General features: G+C 49.9%; 16 protein-coding genes and 2 pseudogenes. 11 read left to right on the forward strand and 7 right to left on the reverse strand.

What is annotated here, in order from left to right; all coding sequences use genetic code 11:
• The first annotated feature begins 5 nt into the window (after positions 1-5).
• Both AB9H23_RS03570 and AB9H23_RS03575 read left to right on the forward strand, forming a co-directional pair.
• The gene (locus AB9H23_RS03570; RefSeq protein ID WP_370005628.1) at positions 6-812 is read left to right on the forward strand and encodes a metal ABC transporter permease; all 807 of its coding nucleotides are present in this window, start codon (positions 6-8) and stop codon (positions 810-812) included.
• 106 nt (positions 813-918) lie between these two features.
• Positions 919-1,125, forward strand: a complete 207-nt coding sequence (locus AB9H23_RS03575; protein WP_013295805.1) for a hypothetical protein — start codon at positions 919-921, stop codon at positions 1,123-1,125.
• On the opposite strand, the gene rpiA is transcribed toward AB9H23_RS03575, so the two are convergent.
• Genes rpiA through AB9H23_RS03590 form a run of 3 tightly spaced genes read right to left on the reverse strand, consistent with a single transcriptional unit; the run spans position 1,115 to position 3,294 of the window.
• On the reverse strand, positions 1,115-1,792 hold the full coding sequence (gene rpiA / locus AB9H23_RS03580; protein WP_370005630.1) for a ribose-5-phosphate isomerase RpiA: 678 nt from the start codon (positions 1,790-1,792) through the stop codon (positions 1,115-1,117). The two genes, AB9H23_RS03575 and rpiA, sit on opposite strands and share 11 nt — an antisense overlap.
• A complete protein-coding gene (locus AB9H23_RS03585) occupies positions 1,789-2,250 on the reverse strand; it encodes a UPF0179 family protein (protein ID WP_370005631.1) in 462 nt (153 codons plus the stop codon). The genes rpiA and AB9H23_RS03585 overlap by 4 nt, the downstream gene beginning before the upstream one ends.
• Entirely contained in the window at positions 2,251-3,294 is a 1,044-nt protein-coding gene (locus AB9H23_RS03590) for an NAD(P)-dependent glycerol-1-phosphate dehydrogenase (protein ID WP_370005633.1), read from the reverse strand. It lies immediately after the preceding gene.
• A gap of 134 nt (positions 3,295-3,428) precedes the next feature.
• On the opposite strand from AB9H23_RS03590, the gene proS reads away from it, so the two are divergent.
• The 4 genes from proS to thiD are packed head-to-tail and all read left to right on the forward strand — an operon-like array spanning position 3,429 to position 6,996.
• Positions 3,429-4,826, forward strand: a complete 1,398-nt coding sequence (gene proS / locus AB9H23_RS03595) for a proline--tRNA ligase (protein ID WP_370005634.1) — start codon at positions 3,429-3,431, stop codon at positions 4,824-4,826.
• Positions 4,827-4,838: 12 nt separating this feature from the next.
• The gene (locus tag AB9H23_RS03600) at positions 4,839-5,540 is read left to right on the forward strand and encodes a hypothetical protein (RefSeq protein ID WP_370005637.1); all 702 of its coding nucleotides are present in this window, start codon (positions 4,839-4,841) and stop codon (positions 5,538-5,540) included.
• Positions 5,537-6,208, forward strand: coding sequence for a 2-phospho-L-lactate guanylyltransferase (gene cofC, locus AB9H23_RS03605; protein ID WP_370005639.1), 672 nt, complete (start codon positions 5,537-5,539; stop codon positions 6,206-6,208). The genes AB9H23_RS03600 and cofC overlap by 4 nt, the downstream gene beginning before the upstream one ends.
• A gap of 8 nt (positions 6,209-6,216) precedes the next feature.
• Positions 6,217-6,996: a bifunctional hydroxymethylpyrimidine kinase/phosphomethylpyrimidine kinase gene (gene thiD, locus AB9H23_RS03610; RefSeq protein ID WP_370005641.1), complete on the forward strand. Its 780-nt coding sequence runs from the start codon at positions 6,217-6,219 to the stop codon at positions 6,994-6,996.
• A gap of 279 nt (positions 6,997-7,275) precedes the next feature.
• Here thiD and AB9H23_RS03615 read toward each other — a convergent pair whose 3' ends face one another.
• The 3 genes from AB9H23_RS03615 to AB9H23_RS03625 form a co-directional block, all read right to left on the reverse strand.
• Complete coding sequence (locus AB9H23_RS03615) at positions 7,276-8,298, reverse strand: adenylosuccinate synthetase (RefSeq protein ID WP_321212024.1); 1,023 nt, start codon at positions 8,296-8,298, stop codon at positions 7,276-7,278.
• 81 nt (positions 8,299-8,379) lie between these two features.
• Positions 8,380-9,708, reverse strand: a complete 1,329-nt coding sequence (locus tag AB9H23_RS03620; RefSeq protein ID WP_370005642.1) for an ATP-binding protein — start codon at positions 9,706-9,708, stop codon at positions 8,380-8,382.
• A gap of 241 nt (positions 9,709-9,949) precedes the next feature.
• Entirely contained in the window at positions 9,950-10,522 is a 573-nt protein-coding gene (locus tag AB9H23_RS03625; protein WP_370005644.1) for a hypothetical protein, read from the reverse strand.
• 122 nt (positions 10,523-10,644) lie between these two features.
• Here AB9H23_RS03625 and AB9H23_RS03630 point away from each other — a divergent pair, with 122 nt between their 5' ends.
• Positions 10,645-10,833: a hypothetical protein gene (locus tag AB9H23_RS03630; protein ID WP_321212027.1), complete on the forward strand. Its 189-nt coding sequence runs from the start codon at positions 10,645-10,647 to the stop codon at positions 10,831-10,833.
• Positions 10,830-11,198 (forward strand): zinc ribbon domain-containing protein, encoded by a 369-nt coding sequence (locus AB9H23_RS03635; RefSeq protein WP_370005646.1) that lies wholly within the window; start codon positions 10,830-10,832, stop codon positions 11,196-11,198. Before AB9H23_RS03630 ends, AB9H23_RS03635 begins: the two co-directional genes overlap by 4 nt.
• 7 nt (positions 11,199-11,205) lie before the next feature.
• Here AB9H23_RS03635 and AB9H23_RS03640 read toward each other — a convergent pair whose 3' ends face one another.
• The gene (locus AB9H23_RS03640) at positions 11,206-11,682 is read right to left on the reverse strand and encodes an MGMT family protein (protein WP_321212029.1); all 477 of its coding nucleotides are present in this window, start codon (positions 11,680-11,682) and stop codon (positions 11,206-11,208) included.
• A gap of 1,047 nt (positions 11,683-12,729) precedes the next feature.
• On the opposite strand from AB9H23_RS03640, the pseudogene AB9H23_RS03645 reads away from it, so the two are divergent.
• The 3 genes and pseudogenes from AB9H23_RS03645 to AB9H23_RS03655 all read left to right on the forward strand — a co-directional run.
• Positions 12,730-13,290: pseudogene (locus AB9H23_RS03645) on the forward strand (PAS domain-containing protein); the annotation flags it as partial.
• A 162-nt stretch (positions 13,291-13,452) separates the two neighbouring features.
• Positions 13,453-13,553, forward strand: a pseudogene (locus AB9H23_RS03650) (histidine kinase dimerization/phosphoacceptor domain -containing protein); the annotation flags it as partial.
• Positions 13,554-13,637: 84 nt separating this feature from the next.
• Positions 13,638-13,976 (forward strand): ATP-binding protein, encoded by a 339-nt coding sequence (locus AB9H23_RS03655; protein ID WP_370005649.1) that lies wholly within the window; start codon positions 13,638-13,640, stop codon positions 13,974-13,976.
• Positions 13,977-13,983: the final 7 nt, after the last annotated feature.

Genomic DNA, 13,983 nt, shown 5'->3' on the forward strand with positions numbered 1-13,983 from the left:
TTGCAGTGCTTGAAATCCTCCAGTACCAGTTCATGAGGAACGCGGTGGTTGCAGCGGTACTCGTCAGCATAGCCTGCGGTATAGTTGGAAGCTACGTTGTGACCAAGAGGATAGTCTCAATAAGCGGGGGTATATCACACGCAGCATTCGGTGGTGTGGGGCTGGGGTACCTACTCGGTGTGAATCCGGTGACAGCGGCCATCCCCTTCACCGTTGCAGCCGCTCTCCTTATGGGTAAAATCACGAGAAAAACAGATATAAGTGAGGATACCGCGATAGGCATGCTCTGGTCAGCCGGTATGGCCCTGGGTATACTATTCGTGAACCTCAGCCCTGGTTATGCCCCAGATCTCTTCAGCTACCTCTTCGGTAACATCCTCATGGTAAGCAGCACCGACCTCTGGACCATGCTCCTCCTTGACCTCATCATAATAGCAAGTGCCCTCCTTTTCAACAGGGAATTTGTGGCCCTCTGCTTCGATGAGGAGTACGCAGAGGTTCTTGGTGTACCCGCTGACACCTTTTACCTTTACCTGCTTTCACTGGTGGCCATAAGTGTCGTTGTGCTCATAAAGGCAGCGGGCATAATACTTGTGATGGCACTGCTCACGGTTCCAGCGGCTGTTGCAAGGGACTTCAGTACCGATATGGGGGACATCATGGTTAAGGCCTCAATCACAGGTATATTTGCAGCTATGCTGGGCCTATGGGTTTCCTACTGGTTCAATATCTCATCAGGGGCCGTCATAGTCCTTATACTCACACTTCTATTTGGCGCGGCCCGGATACTGAAGTCCCTGAGGAGTTCATAAGAACCAGATCTATGATCCTATCAAAAAAATACAAATTAGATAAAACCAGGGATTCACAGCAAGCATATCAAAAAATACATTAAAGAATTAGATGAAACCCTAGATTATGAAGTGCGGATCAGACCTCAGGGATACGCTGAAATCAGCAATCGGTGACTACCTCAGCATCACACTCATAACCGGGAAGACGTACTACGGTGAGGTCAAGAGGGTTGAAACCGATTATCTAAGCCTTGAACTAAAATTAAGGGGTGGTAAAACAACCACCACCGTCATAATACCCCTCGCGCATATTGTAACGATCACCCTCTAGGCCTGAGGACCTCAACACCACCCGCAGTCCCCACGATAACCATATCTGCAAGGCCTGCGAAGATACCATTCTCCACCACACCTGGTATGCTGTTGAGATCCACCTCAAGGCCTGCCGGGTCATCAATGGCACCGAATGACGCGTCAAGGACAAAGTTGCCGTTATCTGTTACAACGGGGCCGTCCTTCCCCTCACATGACCGGAGGGATACAGTGGCCCCCATGGACTCAAGTCTCATCATAACAGGTCTGCAGGCTGCAGGGATGACCTCAACGGGGAGGGGAAATGCCCCCAGCTTATCAACAAGTTTTGATTCATCAACTATAACTATGAATCGCCCTGCAGAGGAGTCAACTATCTTCTCAAGTGTGTGGGCAGCCCCACCACCCTTTATAAGGTTGAGTTGAGGGTCCACCTCATCTGCACCGTCAACAGCCACATCAACGTCGTGTTCTGCAAGACTTGTAACCCCTATACCTGACTCTGCTGCAAGGAACATGGACTGGTAGGATGTGGGTACACCCATAACCTCCAGTTCCTCCTCCCTCACGCGCCTTCCAAGTTCCACTATGAAGTGGTGGGTTGTTGAACCGGTGCCGAGGCCAACGATATCTCCATCCCTTATTTCCTCAACCGCCCTGAGGGCGGCCATCCTCTTGAGATTCATTGTGAACTTCCATTCATTTTTTTATTCAGGGGTTTCAAAAGAACCCTTCTCAGTTCATGACCCCCGGGGCACTGTTTTCCAGGTTTTCCAAGATTTTTTACAATCCTGCACCTGTCACCCTCCAGGATACCCTCAGGGAAACAGAGATCATGCATGCTGCACTCCAGGTCACATTCAGGGAACTCGAATGAGATCACTGATCCCTCAAATGCTCCCTTTGCGTCTATGAGTGCCTCAACGTTGGATTTTTCAACCTCAATTACCTTCACCTTCTCCCCAAGGTGAACCGGGCACTTCTGGTACCTGTCCTTAACATCGGTTATCCTGTAGAGCCTCCCCTCCTCAAGGGGTCCTATACATGTTGACCTGAACCTGCAATCCTCACATTCCTCTGCAGGTCCACAGAAGAGGAACCTTGACCCCTTCCTTGCAAGTTTTTCACCGATAAGAGTTATCAATCATATCACTTCCGTTATCTTTGCAAGCCTTTCAGCGGCCTCGCGGGTTAAACCCCTGTCTCCAAGGATGGTGTACCTTTCCTTTCTGATGGTGTGGGCCACTGTAAGTGCCTCTATGATGTATTCAGGGTCGATGCCGAGTTCGGCTGCTGTTGTTGGGGCGTTTATCCTTGCCAGGGCGTCCCTTATGAATCTCCAGTCGCCGCCGTGGAGGTGCATCATCATTATGGTCCCCACCCCGCACTGTTCGCCGTGGAGTGCGGGTTCAGGTGCCACCATGTCAAGGGCGTGGCTGAACTTGTGCTCCGAGCCACTGGCAGGCCTGCTGCTCCCTGCTATGCTTATGGCTATACCGCTGCTTATGAGTGACTTCACAGCCAGCCTTGCACTCTCCTCAAGACCCTCCTTTATGGCGTCGGCAGAGTTTATAATCATCTTGGCTGTCATGAGTGAAAGTGCAGCTGCTGATTCACTGTACCTCTCATTAAGAAGCCTGTGGGCAAGTTTCCAGTCCATTATGGCCGTGTAATTGGATATTATATCTGCACAGCCAGATGCAAGGAGCCTGAAGGGGGCCTTCCTTATGACCTCGGTATCTGCTATCACACCGATGGGTGAGGAGGCCTCAAGGGATGCTGTGCCCTCGCCGTTCCTTATGGATGCCCTGGGGGACGCTATCCCATCATGGGATGCCGCGGTGGGCACACTTATGAAGTGCACGCCCTCAAGCGTGGCGGCCATCTTCGCAACATCGATGACCTTACCCCCACCCACACCGAGCACAAGGGAGGTGCCGTTGAGGCCATCCTGGACCTGGGCCACCGAGGCCATGGTGGCATCCCCAACCGTGACCTGGTCAACCTCAAATCCAGCATTCTGCAGACTCTCAATAGCCGTTTCACCGGCAATTTTAAGGGTTCTGGGGCCTGTCACCACCATAACCCTTCCCTCGAATCTGAGGTCCCTGCATATCCTCCCGGTATCCTCTATAACACCGGGCCCTGTGTGTATCTCCCTTGGTAGCTGAATTTTCCTTGGATCCATGTTAACCCTCTGATGGAGTATATTATTTAAGTAGGAGTAATAAAATAATTTTTGATTGGTGTTTATCTCCAGAGGAAAATATACTTTTGCAGAAATTTATCAGAAAAGACCCTAACTGTTATCATGGTGAAAAAATGACAGAGTTCAGTGAATGGTTCCACAATATTTTAGAGGAAGCTGAGATTATAGATCAGAGGTATCCGGTCAAGGGTATGCATGTATGGATGCCCCATGGATTCAGGATAAGGAAAAACACCCTCAATATCCTGAAGAGGATACTTGACAGGGACCATGAGGAGGTTCTCTTCCCGCTTCTTGTACCTGAGGATGAACTGGCAAAGGAGGCCATACACGTAAAGGGCTTCGAGGACGAGGTTTACTGGGTTACACATGGGGGCCTCAGCAAACTCCAGAGAAAACTGGCCCTCAGGCCCACAAGTGAAACCATCATGTACCCAATGTTCGCACTCTGGGTCAGGTCACACACGGATCTACCCATGAGGTTCTACCAGATAGTTAACACCTTCAGGTATGAGACAAAACATACAAGGCCTCTAATAAGGGTACGTGAGATAACAACCTTCAAGGAGGCCCACACAATACATGCAACCGCAGAGGAGGCAGAGGAACAGGTTGAAAGGGCCATAGAGATCTACAGAGAATTCTTCGACTCCCTGGGAATCCCCTACCTCATAACAAAGAGGCCCCCCTGGGACAAATTCCCTGGCTCAGACTACACAATGGCCTTCGACACCCTCATGCCCGACGGCAAAACCCTCCAGATAGGAACCGTCCACAACCTCGGGCAGACCTTCGCAAGGACCTTCGAGATAAAATTTGAAAACCCTGAGGGTGAGCATGAGTACGTCCACCAGACCTGTTACGGTTTATCAGACAGGGTCATAGCCTCGGTTATAGCGGTCCACGGGGATGAATCAGGTCTATGTCTACCCCCCGAGGTTGCAGCCCACCAGGTGGTTATCGTGCCTGTTATCTTCAAAAAGGCCGCAGATGAGGTCATGGAGGCCTGCAGGGATCTCAGGGATATGCTTGAGGATGCAGGTTTCAGGGTGCACCTTGATGACCGTGACCTCCGGGCAGGGAGGAAATACTATGAATGGGAGATGCGGGGCGTCCCCCTGAGGGTTGAGATAGGGCCAAGGGACCTTGAAAATAATTCCGCCGTCATCTCCAGGCGGGACACCGGTGAGAAGATAACAGCAGACCTTGAAGGTATCCAGGACACCCTCAGGGATCTCATGGATGACATCCTCGAAAACCTTAGGAGCAGGGCCTGGGAGAGGATGGAATCAGAGATCCGTGAGGCAGGGACCATAGAGGAGGCCAGGAACATAATAGAGGAGAAGAGGGGCATAATATCCTTCATGTGGTGCGGTGATGAGGAGTGCGGCATGGATGTTGAGGAAAAGGTCCGGGTGGATATCCTTGGGATACAGGAGGGTGGAAGCGGTAAATGCATGAACTGTGGTAGAGACGCCCCCTACAGGGCATACCTTGCCAGAACCTACTAGATGGGAGATTGGATGAACGCAAGAATCCTTCTTGTCATCAGCCTGATATTCATCTTCGCATTTCTGAGCGGAGGGATAGGCTACATCACACTGGGAGGCCCAGACCTTGCATCGGCCGTCAGCGATGGTAGTGCAGAGGTGATACAGAAGGGGAGCGCCGGTGACGTTCCGAATACTGTGGAAATAAGGAACACAGGAAATAAACCTGTACGGGTTGACAGCGGCACCCTGCTGGCCTCAAATACCTCGGGTGACCTTGTAATTGCCACAGAAACCCATGTGAGTCCCGGCTCTGCAGAGGATGTTCCCGCATACTCGGTGGAACCCGAGGAGAGGACCCTGCAGGGGGTTAAACTGGAACCCGCCGGTAAAGCCCCGGCGCTCATGGTGGATGTCCTCTCATCATCGAACCCTTCAGATCCGGCTGAGGCGTTCAACACACAGCTCAAGCTCTGGGTGCTTGCAAGGGGCGATGAACTCAACATATACCGTGGAGAGGTTTACGCCATGGTTAAAAAGAGGGATATGAGGTTCTACCAGCTCAGGGAGAATATCACAGCGGTGAGGTCAGAGCTCATGGATGAGTACGGGCTCACAGAGGAACAGCTCTCAGAGCTGAACATCGCCAGCCCGATCCTCAACCAGACAGGAAGTCCCTTTAAACTGTTCTCAGTACTTGATGCCCTGAAGAACCAGATTGGAGCAAGACAATGAAGACCTGCGCCATAATACCGGTTTCAAGGTTTGCACATGCAAAGACACGGCTATCCCCCACACTTTCACCGTCAGAACGGGAGGGGCTGCTCAGGGCCATGCTGATGGATGTTTCAGAGGCCCTCAGGAGACACGTTGACCGTGTGCTGGTGATCAGTGCGGATGCAGATGTCCTTGAATACGCCTACAGCCTTGGAGTCGATATACTTGAGGAGAGGGGTAGAAAGGACCTCAACGGTGCCCTGGAACAGGCTGCTGAGTTCTGCATACCCGAATTTGAGAGGGTCATGATAACACCCTCAGACATACCCCTCATAGGGAAAACCGATATCACTGAACTCCTACACAGGGCATCCCACTTTGATGTTGTGATAGCCCCTGCCAAGGGTGGTGGGACCAACACCCTGATATTCAGGCCAGGGTCCATGAGGCTGAGGTTCGGTGACTGCAGCTTCTTTGAGCATGTGAGTGAAGCTGAGAGTAGGGGTCTCAGCGTCTCAGTGTATGACTCATTCTACCTTTCACTTGACGTTAACACAGCAGAGGACCTCGGAGAGATAATACTCCATGGAGAGGGGACCCATGCAAGGGAGTACCTCAGAAAGCTCAGTTTCACCGTGAGGCCCTCAAGGGGTTCCGACAGGCTTGAGGTTTCAAGATCATTCTAGGTGAGACCATGATGGCGCTTTCAATCGCTGGTTTTGATCCATCAGGCGGGGCAGGGATCCTAGCCGATATCAAGACATTCTCTGCCCTTGGAGTTTACGGTGCAGGGGTTATAACTGCACTCACTGCCCAGAACGTGAGGAGGGTTTCGGGTGTAATGGCCATGCCCCCTGAATTTGTTGCCGAGCAGATCGACCTTGTGATGGAGGACCTGAATATACTGCACGCCAAGACAGGTATGCTCTACAGTGAGGAGATAGTGCTGACCGTTGCAGAGAAGATCAAAGAGTACGACCTGCAGGTTGTTGTGGACCCTGTGATGGTGGCGGCATCCGGAGGCAGCCTATCTGAAGGTGGTTTTTCTGACGCGCTCAGAGATCATCTGCTCCCTGAAGCACTCATAGCAACACCAAATGTTGCAGAGGCAGAAAGGCTTTCAGGGGTCTCCATAAGGACCCTGGATGACGCAGTGAGGGCCGCTGGGGTTCTGGGTGAAATCTGTGATGTGATAATAACCGGGGGCCACCTGGGTGGTAATAATGTGCTCTGCATTGATGGTGACGTATCCGTCCTTGAGGGTGAACTGGTAGAGAGCAGGAACACCCATGGAAGCGGGTGCTCATTTTCAGCTGCAACCGCTGCATACCTTGAGATGGGCCTTGAACTGATTGATGCCCTTAAAAAGGCAGGGGACTTTGTAAGGGAGGCCATAAGATACGGGCACCATGGTACCCTCAACCAGTTCTGGATGTACAGTGAACATGTTAGTGCTGAAGACCTGAAGGACTGATTCAGAAGCTTCATATTTTTATTTCTATTACATAAGTCTGTAGAAGCTGCCTGTGTATCTGCAGGAAGGCAGAAACCAGCATATCATTCCAGATACCCGTCACAAACTCTTTCATGGAAAAACTGAATATTTACTCAGGAGTAATTTACCTGAAAGTAAACTAATTTATTCCAGTTCCATAAACCAGAGTAATTAATAGGTCATACTATGATCTGGAACTTGGATGAGAAGGGTGGGGTGAGAATCAGAAGAAAAAGCCTCGATTTAACCAGAAAATAATTAGAGCAGCTCATCCCTGAGGTCAATGGTATCCTCAAGGGATGGACCCGTGGATATTATGGTGACTGGCACCCCAGTTTCGGATTCTATCTCCTCTATGAAACGTTTCACTTCGGCTGAGAGGTCAGAGTACTCCCTGACACGTTCACATTGAGGGTAGAGTCTGTCGACACAGGTAACAGCGATCTGTGTGGCCCCATTGATCATGCAGGATTCCCTGGCCATCTCCATGTCAAACAGGCCAATCCTCCTTCTTCTGCCTGTGACTGTCCCATACTCCTCAAGGCCGAGCTCCTCCGCCTCCTCCTGGCTGATCTCAGTTGGGAAGGGGCCCTCACCAACCCTTGTGATGTACGATTTGAAGACCGCTATGACCTCATCAACCCTTGTGGGTCCAATACCCACGTCGGCCGCGGCTGTGCTTGCGGTGGTGTCCTTGCTTGTAACATAGGGGTATGTGCCGTAGTAGAGTGAAAGACCGAATCCCTGGGATCCCTCCACAAAGACGTCCTCTCCCTCATCCAGGGCCTCGTTAACCTCAAGGGGGACGTCTGTAAGGAAATCTTCCAGTTCACTCACCTCACGTGCAAGTTTCGCTGTCCTCATGACGCGGTCTGCATTGGCGGGTCCGCACCCTGTACCCGTGCTCCCTATCTTCTTGGAGAGGTAACTGGATGACTGGTCCTGCTCCTTGTGCTTCTTCTCTATTATGGCGCACCTGTAGTCGACACCTGTCCTCTCTGCCACACTGTACTTTGAGAGGTACTCCATTTCATGGAGGAAGACCTCAGGGTCAACCAGGACACCGGCACCTATGAGGAGCCTTGCATCCTCATGGAAGAAACCTGAGGGTGTGAGGCGGAGTCCGTACTTATCACCTCTGAATTCAACTGAATGGCCCGCGTTGGGTCCCACCCCTGCCCTTGCTATTATTGATGGCCTGTCATTGTAACATAGATAGGTTATGCATTTACCTTTACCTTCGTCACCCCATCCTCCTCCAACTAAAACGGTGCACGTCATACTGATTCTCCTTAAAATTTCTGCCTCTCATATATTAAGGGGTATGCAATAAAAGTTTTTCCCAAAGGGCCACTGAGTTACTCATGCCTTCTTTCTTATTATCCTCTCAAAGAGCATGGGGGTGAATCTCCTCTGGAGTGCTATAAGGACATGCTGCTGGAGGGCCTCCTCCATGGTTTCAAGGGTCAATCTGTCCTCACCCTTCCTTATCCTCACGGCCTGGGCTATCTGGGCTATATCCCTTGCATGGGCAAATGTTGGCTGGAGGCCCTCGCCTCCCTCGGTCATCGGCCTGTATACCCTTGCAAACCTTTCAAGGACCTCGGGGTCGTATTCCTCCCCCATTGATTCAAGATTGCGCCTGAAGACCTCCACTATCTCATCCACACTGGGTTTTTCAAGGTGTACATGCAGCGGTGCCCTCCTGAGGTGGGCCTCGTCCATTATTGTTATGTCAAGGTTGGTTGAAAATGCCGGTATGAAGTGAGTGTGGACGACTATTGGGGACCCCTTAACGTAGATCATGTCCTTCTTGTTCTCCAGTGGGACGATGAGGCGGTTCAGGAGGGCGTTGTGGTCCTCCTTCTGCCTTCCAAGGTCGTCGATGAGGAGTACCCCACCATTGGCCTTTATTATGGGGGATGTCTCATAGACACCCTTGTTGGGGTCAAATCTGGTTTCAAGTTTCTCACTTGTAAGTTCGGACCCTGTGAAGACAAAGGGGGCGTATATCTTAACCCACCTTGGGTCCTCTGGCTGTTCAGGGCATGCACGGTGGAAGTCAGGGTCATAGAACTGTATGACCTGTTCACTGAACTCCACATACCTTGGTATGACCAGCGGGGGTAGAAGGTCTGACATCTTGCTTGTTATGAAGGTTTTACCTGTACCCGGCGGCCCGTAGATGAATAATCCCTTACCACCTATTGCGGCCTCTATGAGTGTCTTCTTTGCGCTTTCATTCCCCACCACGTCACTGAAGGCCTTATCTATGACCTCATGGGGGATCCTTATCGGAAATCTTCCCTCAAGCTGCCTGCCCATGATTTCAAAGTAGCTGTCATAGCTTACAGGTGCCATCCCCATGTACGGGTTCTCCCTTAGGAGTTTATCTGCCTGTTTCCTCCCCTGTTTCTTGATGGTGTAGGTTACACTGGGGAAGAGGAAGCCCCCGCCTGTGGGGGCGCAGAGCTCATCCTTCTCCATCTCCTTGAGGCACTCCTCAAGTATGTCCACATGGAGACCGGTTATCTCATGTATCCTGTTAACCTGTATGCTACCGTAGGTTGCTATGATCTTCAGAAGGAGGTTTTTTATGAAGTTAACTGAGAGGTCTATCTCATCCAGTGTCTTTGGCTGTTTGAGCAGCTCAAAGAGTTCCTGCATCTTCTCATCATGGTAGTAATCCATTCAACCACTCCTCACCTAAGAATCTGTCTCTCTCATAATATAATAGGTTGGGTAACTTAAGCTTTGGCCATCAGTGAATCTGCCGCCGTACATTATGAGGAGCGGTTATGATTGTACCACTGCAGTTATGTGCCGGGCAAAGAGGAATGCCTCAAAAAAAGTATTTTCTGAAGTTCTCTCACATGTAAATTTCAGTTCATCATATTTCAAAGCCATTGCTGACTGGGCCGTCCTATCTGGCTCATACACATATGAATTTCAGTTCATCGTCCAGTTCAATGTTTATCATATCCCTGTTGAGGTAGATCTCCTGGAGGATATCGTCTTCCATGTGGAGGACGTATATGTCAGGCTCTATTTTTTCCATAAAGTCCTCAAATGTGTTATCTGCGAATTCTGTGAGTTTATCAACCACCGCCCCCATCACATTCACCGTGAACTCATATTCGGCTTCAAGGGGGTCCACGAATTCAAATACCATGTCCACGTCCAGCCAGCCCGGTTCCTGGAACGCCTTCGAGATGACTATGAAGTACTCCTTATCAACCGAGATCGAGTCCCTCAGGTAGTCCCTCTTCTTTTCATAGATCCACCACATGAATGATCGGTGCGGCTCATGGTACCTCTCTTCTATTGCCTCCCTTACGAAACGGTCCATGAGTTCGGGGAGTTTTTCTAGGAATACTGCCTCATAGAGTGTGTTGAAGACGGTTATGTACTCATCACGGAACCATATCTCCTCTATATGCCTGAGGTACCTCTCCATGATTGCCTGCTTTTTCTCATTATCCAGTTCAGCCAGTCTCAGAAACATCCAAAGCCTCCTTTAATTTTGATAGGGCCTCCCCGCCCACCTGTGTGCTGCATAACCCCCATAATAAAGGTGAAAAAGTAAATAATTATCATATATAAGTTTTCTGGTGGTTCAGGTTACTCATGGAACCCGACATGAATGAACGGATTAACTGCGTTAAACTTACCTATTACGAAGATGGCGGTTCTTTAAAAATTTTTACCCCAAAGTTAATAGTAAGGATAGGAGGTGCCAAGCGATTAAGGTGCCCGGAAGAAAACACCGGCCCCATATCAGAGAGGAGAAACTGGATAACATCAGAGGGAATATGAAAATTGTATGTGTAAACTGCGGGGCAGAGAACCCGAAGGACAGTAACTTCTGTTCAGGGTGCGGAAGACACCTCAAAAGAAGAATCTGCGTCCGTTGCGGTACCGAAAATGCCGATGACGCGGTATACTGCAGAAGATGCGGTATGAAACTTGAGGGTGATGTCGCGGAAGGTTACAGTACTTTCCCCTACAAAAATATGGAAGGCCTCACAGCCCTTGAATTCATAGTCATACTCCTATTCTCACCCCTCGCCGGTTTAATAGGATTCCTTCTATGGTACGGTGAAAAGCCAAGGAAGGCGCGGCAGTCCCTCTCCATAGCCCTGGTGATGTTCCTCTTTGCAATGATCATATTCCTCTTCTAGGGGCAATTCAAATCATTTCTTTATCATTAAGCCGGACACCCTCCATTTCAAGGAGCCGCCTCTTAAGATCGGTGCCCCCCTGGTAACCCCCAGGGCTTCCATCGCCTCTTATAACCCGGTGACATGGGATGATAAGTGGAAAGGGGTTACCTGCCAGTGCCCCTGCCACGCTCCTTGGACTTCCACCTGCAGACTCTGCAACCTCAGCGTAAGAGAGTGTGGAGCCCCTGGGAATGTCAGATACCACAAGGAGGACCCTCCGCTGGTACTCTGTGCATACCCCCCAGTCAAGTACCGAGAGGTCAAAGCGGACGTCCTCACCATCAAGGAACCTCCATATGGAAGCTGTGAGTTCCGCCATGAATTCAGATTCCTGGCCACTGGAGGTACCATTATCCCCCTCAGATGCAAAAAAGATCCTCTGAACCCTGCCATCTCCACATAAAACAGCGACACATGCAAGTGGATGCCTCAGAATATACATACACTTAAATGTTCTGTGTTATTATGTATTATTATATGGGGGTGTTCTATGGACAGAAACCTCAAGATATTCATCGCAGCAATGATCATTCTTTCGGTTATATCACAGTTTTCAGCCTTCAAAAATGACATTGTATCCCTGATAACTGTAATAACAAACCTTGCAGCATTTCTGGGACTTATATACGCCAGTATCTACGCCAGAAAGGTCTATCCCCACCTCTACCTTACCCTGATACTTTTATCCGCTGGCCAGTTCTTCTCCTTCCTGGGTGACCTTACCTGGTTCATACTTGAAAGCATACTCCTGCAGAGACCATTCCCATCAGCTGCCGACGTATTTTACCTGATATACTATCCCGTATTCGCAGCTGGAATCTTCAGTGTGCCTGTAAGGAGGTATTCCGACCTCAAATCAATCACGGATCTCATGATAATCCTTGTGGCATCCCTATCAGCGGCCTGGGTCTTCCTTGTGAAGCCAACAGTTCTTGCAGGGGAGAATCTCCTGGAGCTTGCTGTCTCAACACTCTACATCATCGGTGACCTTATCATAATTTTTATGCTCATGGACCTAATTGTAAACAAGCTTGGAAAGTTCCGCTCGAAAACAGTCTATATATTCCTCATGAGCGTCATCGTCCTTATCATTGCGGATATATCATTCGTCTACCAGAACATGATCGGAGATTTATCTGGAGGTCTTCAGGATCTACTCTGGCCTCTGAGCTACCTGTTACTCCTGATTGCGGTGGACGAGTTCTTCAGGGAGGACTGGTCAAAACCCGTCTATGTCGAGAGGAGGCTCTCAATTATCACATACCTCCCCCACATATTTATAGTGCTATTCTACCTTTTAACAGTATACAGCATCCTTGAAATTGGTGTTTATCACTCGAATGAACTCATTCTATCTCTTGGAGTCATCATAGTACTCTTTGTCTTAAGACAGCACCTCTCCATGAGGGAAAACCTCACCCTTCTGAATGAGGTTGAGAATGAAAGGAAAAGGACTGAGAATTACCTTGAGGTGGCCGGCTCCCTCATAATGGTGCTGGATGCCAGGAACCGGGTGAAACTCATAAATAGGAGGGGCCTTGAAATCCTTGAATGTGAACGTGGAGAAGTTGAGGGCAAAAACTGGTTCACGGGCTTTGTACCCCCTGAGGACCGTAAGTGGCGCGAGGAACTCTACAACAGTAAGATCAGTTCAGGTGAGGACGGTTACCACCTGACAGGAAATATAATGACCTGTAATGGTAAGAGAAAGACCGCGGCATGGCAGGTGAGGTTCCTGAGGGAAAATGGTGAGTTCGCCGGGAGCATAATCTCAGGTGAGGATATAACAGAGATTCAAAGGGCCAGAAAAGCCCTTGAGATGAGTGAGAAGAGATACAGGGAGATATTCGAACTGGCGCCAAGCCCAATAATTTCACTGGGAGAGGACCTCACCATAAGGGACTGCAACAACCGGGCGGAATCCATCCTGGGATACCAGAAGGAGGATCTTGAGGGAAGAAACCTCAGGAAACTCATACACCCTGAGGATTCAGATGAAGAGGTTGAGGGAAGCCGGCGCCTCCTCAAAGCCGATGGCGAAATCATATATGCAAACCTCAAGCTTACACGTGTCGGGGATGAACTCATCCTCATAGTGGAGGACCAGACCGATATAATCAGGTCCCTCAGGGAAAAGGAGCTGCTTCTACGGGAGATACACCACCGTGTCAAGAACAACCTCCAGATAATCTCAAGCCTCCTCAGCATACAGAGCGAAAGCTTGAATCAGATGAACTCTCAAGGGTCCTCAGGGAGAGCCGTGACCGTATAAGGTCCATTGCCCTTGTCCATGAGCACCTCTACCGCTCAACAGACCTCACAAACATAAGGATAAAGGACTACCTCATGAACCTTATCTCAAAGATAAGCCAGGGGCAGGTGGAGAAGGGCTCTATCATGATCGAGACAGATATAGAGGACCTTGAATTCAACCTCGAGACAAGTCTCCCTGTTGGACTCATAGTCAATGAACTCGTCACCAATTCACTGGAACACTCAGGTGCAGAGAACATAAGGGTGGAGTTGAGGGGCCTCAATGGATGCTTTGAACTCTTGGTCTCAGATGATGGGAGGGGAGTTGAGTCCCCAGAGGTACTTGAGGGATCAGGTAACATGGGATGGTACCTTGTAAGGGCCCTTTCAGACCAGCTTGACGCCGACATGAACATTGAAACAGAAGATGGTTTAACCGTCACCCTCAGGTTCAGGGAGCTTGGATACACAGAAAGATACTGAGTGGTAT

It is taken from the genome of Methanothermobacter sp. KEPCO 2 (assembly GCF_041228365.1).
Taxonomy (GTDB): domain Archaea; phylum Methanobacteriota; class Methanobacteria; order Methanobacteriales; family Methanothermobacteraceae; genus Methanothermobacter; species Methanothermobacter marburgensis.